Below are 14,683 nucleotides of genomic sequence, written 5' to 3'. Positions count from 1 at the left end.
CGTCCTTGATGAACAGCACCTTGTTGCCGATGTCGCGGTTGAACGCGGCTCGCACCTTGCGCTCGGCGTGCATGGCATCGGCCAGTTCATCGATCAGGAAGTCGAGCGTCATGTCGATGTAATGAGGGTCTTCACCCTCGTGGCCGAGGTCGAGCGGTGCAGGCGGCAGGCCCTTGGCGAAGGCTTCGGCCTGCGCCAGCAGCGCCGCCTTGCCATTGAGCGCGCGGAGGAACGTCGAGCCGCCGTGGCCGTCGTTGCGGGCCTCGGCGATGGGAGTGCCGTCGAACACGACGGTGGCGCTGAAGCACATCGTTTCCTCGCTGGCGAAGTCGGCCACCTTGAGGTTCTTCAGCGTGATGCGGTCTTGCTTGGTGATGTTATCCATGGGAAGTCCTGAAATCGACCGGGTGGCGACATGCCCCCGACGGGACGTGGCGGCCATCCCGTGGGTTGGAAAAAAAGAGGCATCGATGCCCCGGTGGGCAGCGTTCGCCGGTGAGATGCCGAGGCGAACTGGTGGGTGGCGCGGGTAGAACCCACGGCAGCCTGGACACCCCGGCTGCTGGCTGCTGCCGACACGTCGGCAATGCAGGAGGAAGAATGGCGTGGCCCGCTGGCGACGTCGTGCATCAATCCGGAGCTGTCGATCCCGTCTTGTGCAGGCACTGCACCAGCCGCTGGCCAAGCCACGCAACGCACGGCACCGCCATGGAATTGCCGATTGCCTTGTAGCGCGGAGCATCCGCGGCGGGCTTGCCGCGGTACGGGATCAGCGTGTAGTCGTCGGGCATGCCTTGCAGCCGCTCGCATTCCACGGGCATTAGCCGCCGCACCCGCCAGTGCGCCCAATCTCCGGGGCCGGGGTCATTGCAGTCGTACCGGAAATGCGCCTCGAAGTCGGGTGCCAGCACATGGGGCTTGTCAGCGCCGCCGCCGCTGGTGCGCAGTGCGTCCGATACGCCGCCGCCCAGTTCCGCGGTAAGACCCTGCTGCCGTCCCCGTAGGGCAACGCAGGCCACCATCGGCACGCCATAGCCCGGCTTGCCGTTGGAAAGGACGGTGCAAGCTACCTGCCCATGGCCCGACTCGAAACGCACTTCGCCGCGGTTGTTCTGCGCGAAGGCGATGGCGGGCACGACACCGGCGTTCGCATGGCTGTTGCGGTGCCCACCTGCACGCAGCGTCGGAGCCCGATCCATCGTGGCATCCGCGCCGCTGCCCTGTGCGGTGAAAGCGATGATCGGCACACCCTTGCCCGTACCGTCTTCGCTGCTGCCCTTGCCGCCGTTGGCAGTGTCGAGGGTGTGGGCGATGCTGCCGGCGATCGACTGCACCATGAACGTCTCCGTGCGGATGTCGTGCTTGGGGCCTGCGGCCATGAGACATGCCGCCACATCGACGGGGCCGGTGCCGCCACTGAATCCGAAGGTCATCGTGACCGTGCCGTAGGGCTGCTCCAGTCCTGCGTATCCGCCTGCTGCTTCAGCACCCGATCCAGCAGCACGGGCAGCTTCTTGCCACGGCGCGCTGCCCGCAGAAGAATCCCCGAGCAGGCCTGTGCGCTCAAAAAGTACTTCGACGGGATCGAGGCGATCTGCACCACTTGCCACAAGAAACACACGCTTGCGGCGTTGGGCGACACCGAAATATTGAGCGTCGAGCACGCGCCAGGCGATGCGGCGCCGGGGTCCAGACACACAACCTGCGTGCGCCCATTTTTCCCCTGGCGGTTGGAGCGCACAGCCTTCTCCGGCCAGTGCGCCCAGGAAATGCCCGAAGGCATTGCTGCGGTCGTTGAGGACGCCGGGGACGTTTTCCCAGACGAGGGTTGCCGACGGGCGGCGGTCTTGGTGGCGGGTTTGGTCGATGGCATTTGCAAGCTCCACATAGGCAAGGGTCAAGGCGCCGCGCGGGTCATTCAGTCCCTGGCGAGCGCCGGCTACGCTGAACGACTGGCACGGTGTGCCGCCGACCAGGGTGTCGGGCGCCGGCACGGTGCCGGCGCGCACCTGGCGGGCGATCTCAGTCATGTCGCCCAGGTTGGGCACGTGGGGGTAACGATGGGCGAGCACGGCGCTCGGGAACGGCTCGACCTCAGCGAACCACGCAGCTTCGAGGCCGAGGGGTTGCCAGGCGAGGCTCACGGCCTCGATGCCGCTGCACACGCTGCCGTAGAGCAGCGGCGCGTTGCGCGGCCTGCCGTGTGTTGGGGGGCAAGGATGGGGGTTCATGTCGGGTCTCCTGTTCGTGTGGCCCAGGGCCGTTGGGCGGGGGCCGGGACGTTGATGGGCAGGAGAAAGGCGCCGAAGGCCCTGCGGCCTTCGGCTCGGGAGGAAAGAGGAACCACCCGTGGGCTGATTGGCAGGCCCGGTCGTCGCTAAAACCGTCTGCTGTCAGCAATCACACCCGGCCCATGTCGTGGCTGGGGCCGGCATCGTCTGGCGCACATCCGCGCACAAAGGGAGCCCGTTTTTGCGCCGGCGGGCACCGGCACCGAATACCGCTGACCACGAAGGGTCTCCGGGTGGCTCGTCCAGTTCGACAAGCCACCCGGAGACCCTTCGCAGTGGGCGGAAGAAATGCAGATCAGCAGAACGCGCGGGATGCGGTTCGCGGAGAAGCTACCTTCAGGTCCCGTGGCCGGAGCGGCCAGGCGGGACGCGCGCACGGATCAAGAAGGCGTTGCGCGCTGGGCGTCCCGCAGGGCGTGCGGGACAAGGGCCACGCCGCCGATGGCGGGCACGGCTCACGGGGAACGGGGTCGGGTCAGGAACCTTGGCGGCCGCTGCGGCGCGGGCGCGAGGCACCGCGCTTTGACGTGCCGGATTCGACCGGCAGCGTGCCTTTGCAGTCGGGGTAACGACTGCACGACCAAAACGGGCCGCTCTTGCCGCTGCGCTGACGCGTGGGTGCGCCGCACTGCGGGCATGCCGGCCCTTGGGGAACCTTGATGGACAGGGACGCGATGCTGTACTGCGCGATCAACTGCGAAATCCATGCAGCCTGCTTTCCGATGAATACGTCCAGCGTAAGCTGTCCAGCTTCGATCATGTCGAGCGCCTGTTCCCAGACAGCGGTAGTGCCAGGGTCGGCGATCGCCGCGGGCACGGCGTCAATCAGTGTGAAAGCAGCATCGGATGCGCGGATGGCGCGCCCCTTCTTCACGATATAGCCGCGTGCGATCAGGCCGCTGATGATGTTGGCTCGCGTCGCTTCGGTGCCGATGCCGACCGTGTCCCTGAGCTTCTGCTTCAGGCGCGGGTCCGTCACCAGCTTGGCGATTCCCTTCATGGATTTGACAAGTTCGCCCTGCGTGTACGGCCTGGGTGGCAGCGTCTTGAGCGCCCTCAGATCGACGTCGGCCACCTGGCATGCCAGGCCCTCACGCAGCGCGGGAAGCACCTGGCTGCGCGCTGCAGCGTCGCCGTCCTCGTCGGGCTGAGGCTCGGCCAGTACCAGGCGCCAGCCCTTCACCACGACCTGCTTGCCCGTGGCCGCCAGGTTCTGCTGGCCGCAGGCGAGGTTCGCCACGGTGCGATCGAACTCGTGGTGAGGAAGGAATTGCGCCAGATAGTGGGCCCGGATGAGCCTGTACACCGCCAACTCCTTCTCGCTCATGGCCGAGAGGTCCGCCGGTTCGAGCGTCGGAATGATGCCGTGGTGCGCCGTGACCTTGCCGCCATTCCATGCACGCGAGCGCTGGGAGCGATCGAGCTGGTCCATTATCGGGCGCAGCGAGGGATCGGTCTTGAGCAGACTGTCGAGAACCGCGGGCACCTCGGCGAACATGCTTTCGGGCAGGTAGCCGGAATCCGAACGCGGGTACGTCGTGGCTTTGTGCGTCTCGTACAGGGCCTGGGCAATCTCCAGGGTTTCCTGCACGTCCAGTCCAAGCTGCTTGGAACAAACCAAAAAAAAAAGCACCGGCACCGAATACCGCTGACCACGAAGGGTCTCCGGGTGGCTCGCACAGGCAAGCCATCGGGGGACCCTTCGCAGCGTGCGGAAGAGATGCGGACGGGGAGAACGCGCGGGGTGCGGTTCGCGGAGAAGCTACCTTCAGGTCCCGCGGCCGGGGGCGGCTGAACGGGACGCGCACACGGACAAGAAGGCGTTGCGCGCTGGGCGTCCCGCAGGGCATGCGGAACACGGGCCACGCCGCCGATGGCGGGCACGGCTCACGGGGAACGGGGGTCGGTCAGGAGCCTTTGCGGCCGCTCTTGCGTGGGCGCGAGGCACCACGCTTGGACGTGCCGGTTTCGACCGGCAGCGTGCCTTTGCAGTCGGGATAGCGACTGCACGACCAGAACGGGCCGCTCTTGCCGGTGCGTTGGCGCGTGGGCGCGCCACACTGCGGACAAGCCGGTCCTTGGGGCACCTTGATGGACAGGGACGTGCTGCCGTACTGCGCGATCAACTGCGAAATCCATGCAGCCTGCTTGCCGATGAACACATCCAGGGTGAGTTGTCCGGCCTCGATCATGTCCAGCGCCTGTTCCCAGACGGCGGTGGTGCCGGGGTCGGCAATCGCCGCGGGCACGGCGTCTATCAGCGTGAGCGCCGCATCCGATGCGCGGATGGAGCGTCCCTTCTTCACGATGTAGCCGCGGGCGATCAGCCCGCTGATGATGTTGGCCCGGGTCGCCTCGGTGCCGATGCCCGTCGTGTCCTTGAGCTTCTGCTTCAGGCGCGGGTCGGTCACGAAACGCGCAACGCCCTTCATCGCCTTGACCAGTTCGCCCTGGGTATAGGGCTTGGGCGGCATCGTCTTGAGGGCCTTGATGTCGGCCCCGGCGACCTGGCATGCCATCCCGTCACGCAGCGCAGGCAGCACCTGGGTGCGCACGGGGGCGTCGCCATCCTCATCGGCGCTGCCTTCACGTTCGGACTCGGCCAGCACCAGGCGCCAGCCGCGGGCGACGACCTGCTTGCCCGTAGCCACCAGCTTCTGCTGGCCGCAGGAGAGATCCGCCACGGTGCGGTCGAACTCGTGGTGCGGGAGGAACTGGGCCAGGTAATGTGCCCGGATCAGCCGGTACAACGCCCGTTCCTTCTCGCTCATGGCGGAGAGATTCGCGGGTTCGAGCGTCGGGATGATGCCGTGGTGCGCCGTCACCTTGCCGTCGTTCCAGGCGCGCGAGCGCTGGGTGCGGTCGAGCTGGCCCATGATCTGGGCCAGCGTGGGATCGGTCTTGAGCAGGCTGTCCAGGACCGTGGGCACTTCGGCGAACATGCTTTCGGGCAGGTAGCCCGAATCCGAGCGCGGGTACGTCGTGGCCTTGTGCGTCTCGTACAGGGCCTGGGCGATCTCCAAGGTTTCCTGCACGTCCAGCCCAAGCTGCTTGGAACAGACTTCCTGCAAGGTGCCCAGGTCGAACAGCAGCGGCGGGCCTTCGCGCACGCGCTCGGTCTCGACCGACACCACCTGGGCACTGCCCGCGGCGCGGATCTGCTGCGCGGCCTGCTGTGCGACGGGCTGCCGCAGGCAGCGGCCGGCGTCGTCGGTGCTGGCATCGGGTGCCACCCACTGCGCGGTGAACGTCTGACCGCCTGCGGACAGCGACACGTCGATGGCCCAGTACGGCACGGACACGAAGGCCGCGATCTCTCGGTCGCGGTCCACCACGAGTTTGAGCGTCGGGGTCTGTACACGCCCGACCGACAGCACGCCATCGTAGCCGGCCTGCCGCCCGAGCACGGTGAACAGCCGGCTGAGGTTCATGCCCACGAGCCAGTCGGCGCGCGAGCGCGCCAGCGCCGAGTAATACATCGGCAGCGTCTCGGCCGAGGGCCGCAGCTTGGCGAGCGCGGTGCGGATGGACGCATCGTTGAGCGCCGACAGCCACAGGCGTTCGATGGGACCGCGGTAGCCGCACAGGTCGATGATCTCGCGTGCGATCAGTTCGCCTTCGCGGTCGGCGTCAGTGGCGATGACAAGCTGGGTCGCCTTCGCCAGAAGCGCTTTGACGACCTTGAATTGCGTGGCGGTCTTCGGCTTGACCTCGACCCGCCACTGCTGGGGAATGATGGGCAGCTGTTCCAGCGACCAGCGCTTGAGCGCCGCGTCATAGACCTCGGGTGCTGCCGCTTCGACGAGATGGCCGATGCACCAGGTGACCGTGACACCGGAGCCGTTGAGGCAGCCTTCACCGCGCTGCGTGGCGCCGAGAATCCGGCCGATGTCTTTGCCCTGGGAGGGCTTCTCGCACAGAAACAGCCGCATGTCCGTCCATCCGCTTCCCGTTGTTCATGGAGTTGCTGGGATCGAGGATGCCGAGCGCCTGTTGGGGCAGCAGCAAACAAGCTGCATGCGGCAGCGACCGCTTTCACGCCGATGGAACGGCTTGGGCGGGATGGCGTGCGGCCGGCGGTGTGCGAGCCGGGAGCCGCGATGTTCGGGAGCGCGCGGAAGCCGGTGGACGCTGATGGAGCTATCCCCTGGGGATAGCTCGCGAGGACATGGGGGGCGGCAACGTACTGCGGCCGCCCCCACGCCGGATCACTTCCTGCGCTTGGGCTCCTTCGACGCTGCCGGTTCCTGGGCGGCCTGGGGCTTGGGCTGCGCGTCCTGTGCGGTCTCCTGCGATTTGGGGCTCAGAACGACGGACTCGATGCGGAACGGCAGGATGCCGACGCTGCGCGCGTTGATCTGCCAGGTCTCGCGCGGCTGATCCTCGTTGTCGGTCCAGGGTTCGCGCTCCATGCGGCCGACGACCAGCACGCGCATGCCCTTCTGGTAAAGGTCCTTCCAGTGTGCGGCGTCGCGGTGCCAGATTTCCACCGGCGCCCAGAAGCCGCCGCGGTCCTCGAAGTCACCGCCCTTGGTGGGAACGGGGTTGTCGAAATACACGTTCAGCCGCAACAAGCGCCGCGGTTCGTCGTTGCCGTTGGGGAACTCCCGGTACTCGGGGGGCGAGCCGATGTTGCCTTCGCCCGAAAAATGCGTGCTCATGGTGCAATCTCCTTGGTGGTTGAAATACCCGTGCCATGTCGGCGTCGGGCGCGTGCTGGGGTGCCCGACGCGATCACCGATCGCGCACTCCGGGGGGTATGGACGCGAGCCGGCGCAGGTAGGCGTCTTCCGCCTCGGCGGCCTTGCTGGCGCACTCCTGGGCCTGCCTACCCAGGGTGTGCAACAGGCTGATCTGCATGTTCAGCGTGATGCGCTGCAGCTCGATCGCGTGCAGGTCGGCCAGCAGGTTGACCGGCGTGCTGGTGCTCGCCATCAGCTCCTGCCACAGGGCCACGCCCATGGCCGAGCGGTCGTTCCTGCGCCAGCGCAGGAACGTCGTTCCCGCGCCAGTGGTCTGCTGGGCCAGTTCCACGGGCAGCAGATGGAAGGGATGCCCACCGGCCTGTTGCAGCACTTGTCGCTGCGCCAGGCCGATCAACTCGTCGCGCATGGCGAAGCACTGGCTGGCCCAGGCCTCCAAGTCCCCTTTACCTTTAAAAGGCTTTAAAAGGCCTTTTAGAGAGGCCGCGTGTTCCAGGCGCATGAAGGCTCCCTGTTGCAGGCCCCGGAAGTAGCGGGTCGGCTGGTTCAGATCGCTCATGCGGATTCGTCCTCGCCGGCAGTGGCTGCGCCTTCGGACGGGTCGGCAGCAGCGGCCGCATCACCATCGACGCTGGTAGCGGCTGCGGCAGGATTCTCACCGCGCTGTTGCAGACCACGGCGCACCATGGGTGGCGCAAACGTCGAGCGGCGCGTGCCTTCGAGGACGTCCTGCGGCAACTCGCCGAACTTCTCCAGCGCGACCCGCGCTGCGGCATTCTTCGCCGCGAAATCGTCGCGGGTGCAGCCCGAGTAGCGGTACTGCTGGGCCAGCGAGAACAGGCTGCGCAGCGCGTGCGCGCCCTCGTTGAGCCAGCGCTCCAAAGTGCTGCGGTCGATCAGCGCGGTGTGGTGGGCGAGGATCAGCTTGCGCGCGATGTCGTCGTAGTCGGCCAGGAGATAGACGGCGGCAAAGCCCAACTGCGCATTGACGAACAGCGGCAGCTTGACGGGCTGCACGTTGAGGTTCTCGCCCAGGCTCAATGCCGCAGGCACGCCCGCCAGTGCCTGGTCCACTTGTTTGCGCAAGGTCTGCAGCGTGGTCCTGGTCTGGTCGAGCTTGTCCTCGATGCGCAGCATCCACCAGTCGCTGTAGGGGTCGTCCTGCTCCGAGCCGCGCTTCATCTTATTCATCACCGCGATGTAGCCGTTCAGGCCGACGATGCCGGGTCGCCCTTCGGCGGCGGCGCGGCCGTGCCAGATGCGGGAAGCGTGATGCGTGTGCAGCGTCAGCGACATCGCGCTGCGCAGGGAGCCGAGGTTGAGTTGCAATGGTTCGTTGCTGGTTGCCATGGTGAGCGCTCGCAGTTGGACAGGGAGCCGCCAGCATCCGCATGCAGCGGAAGGCAGTCAGTCAACAAACCGAAATGAGCCGGCCCCCGGTTCTATGCGCGCTGGCGGCGCAGCGCGCAACGGTCCCTTGGAGGCCGGAGCATTCACGTTGGCGCTCCGTGCCTCGGTCGTTGACGGTATGCGTACTGCACCGCACGTCGCGCTGCCGTTCGACACGATCCTTCGCCGCGCAGCCGTCCCCAGGGGACCGTTCCGTTGAGCGCCATGGAGGTCTGCTTCATGGTCTTGCAGGCGCTCTACTCAGGTTTTGCGCAGCATGTCGCGCCGTCGTCCGGCGTTTCACCACACAGCCGTCCCCTGGGGACCGTTTCTGCCGACCGCCAAGGAGGTCTGCTTCATGGCCTTGCCAGGCCCTGCGCTCAGGATTTGCGCAGCAGATCGCGCAGGCGCTCGATGTGCTGCCGGGCCACCGCGGGCGGCACGACGTTGCGCGGCGGCTCGGGCGGTGGCGCTCGCGCCGCCGATGGTGTTGGCGCTGCCGGGCTGGTCTGCTTGGCCCACGCATTGAACTCGCCGCGCATGGCGCGCTGGATGATGCCGAACAGGTACCCGGCGGGGTTGCGGATGCCATGCTTGCCGCACCGTGCGGCCCACTCGTCCAGCACAGCCTGCCGCAGGGCAGCGTCCACTTGCTGCAACGCCATCCTGGCGCCGGCTTGCTGTTCCGCCTTCAGTTCCGCGAAACGCTTGGGCCATTGCAGGTCGCCCAGCGCGCGCGCCTGCGCGGTAGTACGTACTTCATCAATACGACTACTACGTACTGTACGGTCCTGCTTCGGATTCCGAAGAGCGCCGTCTGGCGCGGGTTTCGGCCCTGCTTCGGATTCCGAAGAAGGGCGTTCGCCATTCCGAAGAAGGCTGGCGGGCCCTTCTTCGGAATCGTGGATCGCATCCTCCTGTGGATAACTTGCGGTGGCGGTGATGCCCTGGTCGGCCAGGCGCTCGGCGAGCACTTGCAGCCGCGACGGCAAGGTGCGTCCGGACAACATCGGGTCGTCCGCGATCTCCTGGAGGGTGTTGAGTCCCACCACCTGGACGGCCTTGGCGGAATGCCCCAGCGACTGGCTGACCAGGGCCAGGTAGTCGGCGTCGAGCTGCATGGCCTCGAACAGTGTCAGGGGTTCGTCGTGCAGGACGTAGAGGTTTCCGAGGATGCGGCCGGTCTTGGGGTCGCGCCGTCGTCGCACGAGGCTCAGCCAGCGCGTCAGGCGCAGCAGCGTCAGCGCCCGCGCGACGGTCTCGTGGGAGGCTTGTCCCGCGCAGGGCATGGACGCCAGCCATGGGCGCAACTGCTCATAGGTCGGGAACGTCGTGACGCCGTCGTCGTTGAGCATCAGCCGGAACACCTGCCAGGCGTTGCGCTCCAGCGGTGTCAGGCGGCGGTCGAGGAACAGCCGCCGCGGCACGCTCTCGTGCCGATTGCCACTGAATAGGAAGGCGTCGCCGGACGCGGCAGGCGTGGGCACTGCCATGGGCGCTGGCGCGCGGGGATTTGGATTGGGCGTGAGGTCCTTCAGCGCAGCGTCGAACAGGTCGGCGAGTGCGACGGGGCCTTGACGCGGGGCTCGTGGGGCGGTGTCGTCCACGGCCATGGCCTAGCCCAATCCCTGATCGACCCAGTTCCTGATCGCGGCCCAGACCACCGAGAGCGGCAGTGACATACCCTCGGCCAGGTCCATGGCCGCATCGAGAATCGAGGTCTCGTCCTCCAGATCGACGTTCCTGCTGCTGGTCACGGCTTTCCATTGCCGCCACAGTTCGGTGTCCTGGGTCTCGTCCAGGACGGGGTGGCGCCCCTTGCGCTTGGGCAGGCCGAGGATCTCCCGCCGCAGGGCGACTTCCTGATGGGTCAGGCCATAGAAGCGGCTGACCATCTCCGTGCTGGCCCCCAGCCGCAGCATGCGATCGACCGTGGCGATTTCCTTCTCCACGTCCTGTGCCTGGTTGAGCAGGCGCTGCAGCACTTCGCGGTTGACCGTGACCGAGCACCACGAGACGCTGGCGTTGGCCAGCACGCTGATCAGCGCGGGGTGCTTGAGCGCATCCAGCTCGGCCTCGCCGAAGCCCATGGCCTTGCAGCGGCGCAGTTGGCCGTTGCGAAGGTCATACAGCGCCTGGGCAATCACGGCCTGGTTGAGCGGATGCGATGTGGACATGCGGCCTCCCTCGCTCACGTCCCGGGCGCCGTGGTGCCGGCTTCCAGGTCCAGCAGACGCCGGGCCAGGCGGAGCAGCCGAAATAGCTTGACCAACGCCGTGTCGCTCAAGCGCCTTGTGCAGTCGCCGTGGTGTTGACCCTGGCCGTGCAGCAGTGCTGGCAAGTCGGCGGCGAGCTGCGCGCCATCCACGCCCGCTTCAGCAGTGGGCTGACCCGTCAGAGTGATGAGCAGCGCCAGCACCGCCCGGCCGAGCGGCGATGGTGCATGGGCGGGCGCGCAGCAAACGAAGCCGATGCCATCGGAGCGATCCTCGATGCACTCGTCCAGGGCTGCCTCCCCGGCGATCTCGCGCGCGAACTGCGCGATGTGGATGCGCAGCCGATCGGGCGTGTCCAGGCCGGCGTCGATGTACCAGACGTCGGAGATCGGATAGAGCCCGCCGGCTTGCACCGGGATGGACTGCAGCACGCTCGCCGAGAAGTCGGGCGGCAGCGCATCGCCCAACTGGTCGGCAACCATGCGCTGGATCGACTGCAGCCGTTCGGTCGTCGGTGCCGGCGAGACGATGTGCTCGAGAAGCAGATCGCCTGGTGCGGCCGCGGGGCTTTCCGTTGTCGTCTCTCGGGCCGTATCCTCGCGCAAGGTGGGCTCGGACGCCGGAGGGCTGGCGGGTGGAGGACTGGCCGCCGCTGCAGGCTTGGCGATGGACGATGCTACGCCCGGGGGAGGCGGCGTGCCGGCGGTGGGCGAAGGCAACGCCGGCGGCGCCGCAGGTGGCGTCGGGTCACTGACCAGCGCCCGGTGGCGGCTTTCCGATTCGGTCAGGTCCAGCGCCAACACGTCGTAGCCGATGCCCAGCAGCTCGGACATCTGGCCGATCAGCTCGTCCTGCACGCGCTGCGGCGCGAACTCGTCGCCCTGCGTGTCGAACTGCGCCAGCACCTCCTGAAAAAAGCTGTCGAAGTCCAGCGGCAGCGAGCGGTCCTTGGCGTAGTGCTCCCAGGTGCGTTTGCAGGCCGTGCGCATGACCGACAGCCGCTCGACCTGGTGGCGCCCAAGGCCGCCATAAAGCACGGTGGGAATGGCGGGCAGCAGGTAGCGCACCGCGTCGGCCATGCGGGTGATGTGCGACCGCTGGACGGGGAAGCCATCGGCCGCCAGGCGGCGGGCCAGTTCCGACTGGCTCAGGGCGGCGCCGCTCTCCTGCTCGTAGAACTCCCGTGCTTTCTCGACGCCGAGCGCGCGCTCGATGAACGTGAGGCCGCCGCGCAGTTCGTTCTCGGCAAGATGCCCGGTCAGCGCGACGATTTCACCGCGCTCCGGCCATGGTCGGAACAGACACGATATGCGGAAGAAGCGTTCTTCCTTGGTCTCCGACCAGAGTTCGCGCAGGATCGCCAGCCGCGTGTTGCCGCCGTTGCGGATGATGTAGTGGTCCCCGCCGGGCCGGCGCGTGATAGCCGGCGCCGCGTCCAGGCCGCGCTCGCGGATGGACGCCTTGATTTCCTCGTAAGCCGGGTTGCGCTTCATGCGCGGGTCATGGTCGTAGGGCCGCAACTGGTCCAGCGTCACGACCATGGGCGTGTCCGCGATCGGGTCGCTCAAGGCCGTAGCCGCTGGGCCGCTGCGCTCGAAGCCGGCCGCGAGCAGCTTGCCTGCCATGTCCTGCGAGGTCATGTCAGCCATGGCCGCACCCCTCGCAGTCCCCACGACCGCCGGCCGGCGCCATGCGGGCCTCTCGCTCGGCGCGGCGGATCTGCGCACGGGCGTTCAATTCGGCCCGGTGGTCACTCGCTGTCGAACTCGTGTAGATCGCCGCGCAGCCGGCCTTGGTGAACTTGAGGTGCCCGCCCGGCGTGCGCTTGACGTGCCAGCCCTCACCGACCGCGAACTCGATCAGGGCGCGCAGCCGCTTGTGGCCGCGGGCCAGCTCATGTGCGTTCGCCATGGGGCCTCCCAGGATCAAGAGGTCGCTGCGGGCGGCCGGATACTTGAGCCAGTCGGTCCTGCCATTGCGGGAACAACTCGCTGGCGAGCGCGCGCATCGTGTCGAGCGCGGCAGGGGCGACTCTGCCGGGCGGCTGGCGGTGCTCGACCCGATGCACCGGCAGGCCGCGCGTTGCGGCACGTGGATACGCTTCTATGGCCGGCACGTCGGTGGCGAGCACGCGGATGCCGGCGCTGTCCTGGAACAGGTCGCGCAGGGCCTGCTGGATCAGCCGTGCGTTGGCGGACACCGGGTGGACGCGGTTGATGAGCAAGTGCAGCGGCGGCGGTTCGATACCCAGGTGCCGGTACGGCGCAATATCTTCGAGCAACTGCATGGTGCCGCGCCGCAGCTCGCGTGCCGCGAGGATTTCCGGCGTGACGGGCGACAGCGCGAGATCGGAGGCGAGCACCGCCATCTCCAGCAGCACGGAACGCGCACCCTGGGTGTCGATCAGCACCAGGTCGTAGAGGGGAGCAAGTGCTGGCAGCAGATGCCGCAACCGCAGGCGGCCATCCGGCGCATGCAGCAACAACGTGTTCAGCTCGCCCCGGTGGTCGTTGGACAGCACCAGGTCCAGGCCCGCGATGATCGTGCGGGACACGAGCTGGCCAAGGTCGCGCTCGTTGAAGGCCAACAGCTCATAGATGCCGCCCGGCGCGCGCTGGGTCAGTTCGTAGTAGGAGGACAAGGTGGGCTGCACGTCGAGATCGAGCAGCAGCACGCGCAGGCCCGCGTCCGCGGCGAGCCCGCCCAGGTTGGCGGCCGTCGTGGTCTTGCCGACGCCGCCCTTCGTTGAAATGATGGACACGACCTGCATGGCGCTCTCCGGCTGGGAATGGGAAGTCCGCGGGAGAGCGGGTCAGGTCCGGTGGTTGAGGCGCTCGGCGATCCACTGGTCGATTTCGATCGAATCCCAGCCGACGGCGCGCACGCCCAGGCGCAGCGCCTGGGGAAACTGGCGCTTCTTCATCAGGTTGTAAATGTGGGCGCGTTTGAAGCCGGACTTGGCTTCGACTTCATCGAGCCGCAGGATGCGGCGCTCGTTCGGCGGGAGTACAGGGGGCTGCGACATGGCGGTCACTCCTGAACGCTCGGTGGCGTTTGTTGGCGTGACCTCTATTCAATAGACCTGGCTGCGGAAAGACATTGCAAATGCAATCTCCGCGGTTGCACATACAAGCTGGAAAAACCTCATGCGCTTGCGCTACGGACGTACTTCCTGGCGTTGGCGAACTTGCCGTTCAAGGTTCGCTCCGTGATGCCCATGGTGCCGCCGAAGTGGGCGACCAATGCCGAGACGAGTGCCTCCTGTGTTTTGAAGCTGGAATAGGGCACACCCGAAGGGGACTGGCCCAGCATCAGCGTCAGCATCCCGCCGATGATGTTGAGATACGTCGTCTCCGCTCGCTCGCTGATCTCGCATTGCTTGGAAGCCAGCAGCGCGGTGGACTGCTTGAGCAAGGTGTCGCGCTGCTCCTGCAATTCCTGCATCTGGCGACGCGCATGCTCCAGGGCCGCCTGAAGGGCCAGTCGCTCGATCAGGATCGCCTGTCCTGTTTCCAAGGTGATAAAAGGATGCGTCATGCGTTCGCCACGGCTGAACAGGAATCCTGGCCGGTGCTCGGGATAGTGGTTGCGCATCCAGCGCTTCAGATCGACATGGCGAACGGTCAGATCCGGCGACTGCAGCAGCTTCGGATCATTGAGCGTGATGCCGTTCTGGCCGTAGGGCAGCTCCCCGTTGAGGATGCCGTCATAGATACGCTCCGAGTACAGCCGGCACTCATTCCATCGCGGGCAATTCAACGATGGAGGCAGGAAGCGCGGTGACGCGATCGCAGCCAGGATCATCGGCAGGTACCGCAGCAACCCGGCCCACCGTATGGCAGCCTCGATGGGACGATAGAACACCTTCGATGTTGGAATGTCCTTGTGCATGTCTTCGTCTCCTTTCGGAAGCGCTACATCACCGGCTCCTTTCTTGCCCTGCCAAGGGCTGCTGTGTCGTTATGACCTTCCGCGGGTGCCTGGGAAGATGCCCTGAACGTAGACGGGCGAGGTGATTGGTTTGGCGTCCGCTGTAGGTGGCCTCGTCTTGCTCGTTGTGCAAGAATCGATCGGTTGCCGGCCC

13 protein-coding genes and 1 pseudogene are annotated in these 14,683 nt (G+C 66.8%); all 14 read right to left on the bottom strand.

Annotated elements, in window-relative coordinates:
* Positions 1-385 (bottom strand): hypothetical protein (locus BRO63_RS33760; RefSeq protein WP_088143839.1); only part of this gene is annotated, 385 nt, incomplete at its 3' end.
* A gap of 244 nt (positions 386-629) precedes the next feature.
* Positions 630-2,231 carry a DNA cytosine methyltransferase gene (locus BRO63_RS33755; RefSeq protein ID WP_088143838.1) on the bottom strand — a complete coding sequence of 534 codons (1,602 nt, stop codon included), beginning with the start codon at positions 2,229-2,231 and terminating at the stop codon, positions 630-632.
* 535 nt (positions 2,232-2,766) lie between these two features.
* Positions 2,767-3,909: pseudogene (locus tag BRO63_RS33750) on the bottom strand (DNA topoisomerase); the annotation flags it as partial.
* Between the two features lie 289 nt (positions 3,910-4,198).
* Positions 4,199-6,223, bottom strand: coding sequence for a DNA topoisomerase III (locus tag BRO63_RS33745; protein WP_088143837.1), 2,025 nt, complete (start codon positions 6,221-6,223; stop codon positions 4,199-4,201).
* A 276-nt stretch (positions 6,224-6,499) separates the two neighbouring features.
* Positions 6,500-6,952, bottom strand: a complete 453-nt coding sequence (locus BRO63_RS33740) for a single-stranded DNA-binding protein (RefSeq protein WP_003050391.1) — start codon at positions 6,950-6,952, stop codon at positions 6,500-6,502.
* A 73-nt stretch (positions 6,953-7,025) separates the two neighbouring features.
* Positions 7,026-7,553, bottom strand: a complete 528-nt coding sequence (locus BRO63_RS33735; protein ID WP_003050393.1) for a DUF3158 family protein — start codon at positions 7,551-7,553, stop codon at positions 7,026-7,028.
* Complete coding sequence (locus BRO63_RS33730; RefSeq protein WP_003050396.1) at positions 7,550-8,344, bottom strand: PFL_4669 family integrating conjugative element protein; 795 nt, start codon at positions 8,342-8,344, stop codon at positions 7,550-7,552. The genes BRO63_RS33735 and BRO63_RS33730 overlap by 4 nt, the downstream gene beginning before the upstream one ends.
* A gap of 419 nt (positions 8,345-8,763) precedes the next feature.
* Entirely contained in the window at positions 8,764-9,996 is a 1,233-nt protein-coding gene (locus BRO63_RS33725) for an STY4528 family pathogenicity island replication protein (RefSeq protein WP_088143836.1), read from the bottom strand.
* Positions 9,997-9,999: 3 nt separating this feature from the next.
* A complete protein-coding gene (locus BRO63_RS33720; protein ID WP_003090097.1) occupies positions 10,000-10,560 on the bottom strand; it encodes a DUF2857 domain-containing protein in 561 nt (186 codons plus the stop codon).
* 14 nt (positions 10,561-10,574) lie between these two features.
* Positions 10,575-12,248, bottom strand: coding sequence for a ParB family protein (locus tag BRO63_RS33715; protein WP_088143835.1), 1,674 nt, complete (start codon positions 12,246-12,248; stop codon positions 10,575-10,577).
* Positions 12,241-12,510, bottom strand: a complete 270-nt coding sequence (locus BRO63_RS33710) for a hypothetical protein (RefSeq protein WP_003050422.1) — start codon at positions 12,508-12,510, stop codon at positions 12,241-12,243. Before BRO63_RS33710 ends, BRO63_RS33715 begins: the two co-directional genes overlap by 8 nt.
* Positions 12,494-13,369, bottom strand: a complete 876-nt coding sequence (locus tag BRO63_RS33705) for a ParA family protein (protein WP_003090095.1) — start codon at positions 13,367-13,369, stop codon at positions 12,494-12,496. The genes BRO63_RS33710 and BRO63_RS33705 overlap by 17 nt, the downstream gene beginning before the upstream one ends.
* Before the next feature lie 42 nt (positions 13,370-13,411).
* Positions 13,412-13,624, bottom strand: a complete 213-nt coding sequence (locus tag BRO63_RS33700) for an AlpA family transcriptional regulator (RefSeq protein ID WP_003050427.1) — start codon at positions 13,622-13,624, stop codon at positions 13,412-13,414.
* A 119-nt stretch (positions 13,625-13,743) separates the two neighbouring features.
* Entirely contained in the window at positions 13,744-14,490 is a 747-nt protein-coding gene (locus BRO63_RS33695) for a hypothetical protein (protein WP_088143834.1), read from the bottom strand.
* Positions 14,491-14,683: the final 193 nt, after the last annotated feature.

The sequence above is a fragment of the Achromobacter xylosoxidans genome (genome assembly GCF_002192695.1).
GTDB classification, from domain to species: Bacteria; Pseudomonadota; Gammaproteobacteria; order Burkholderiales; family Burkholderiaceae_B; genus Achromobacter; species Achromobacter xylosoxidans_C.
Note: the sequence above shows the minus strand (reverse complement) of the source record. Positions and strands in the feature narration are given on the sequence as shown.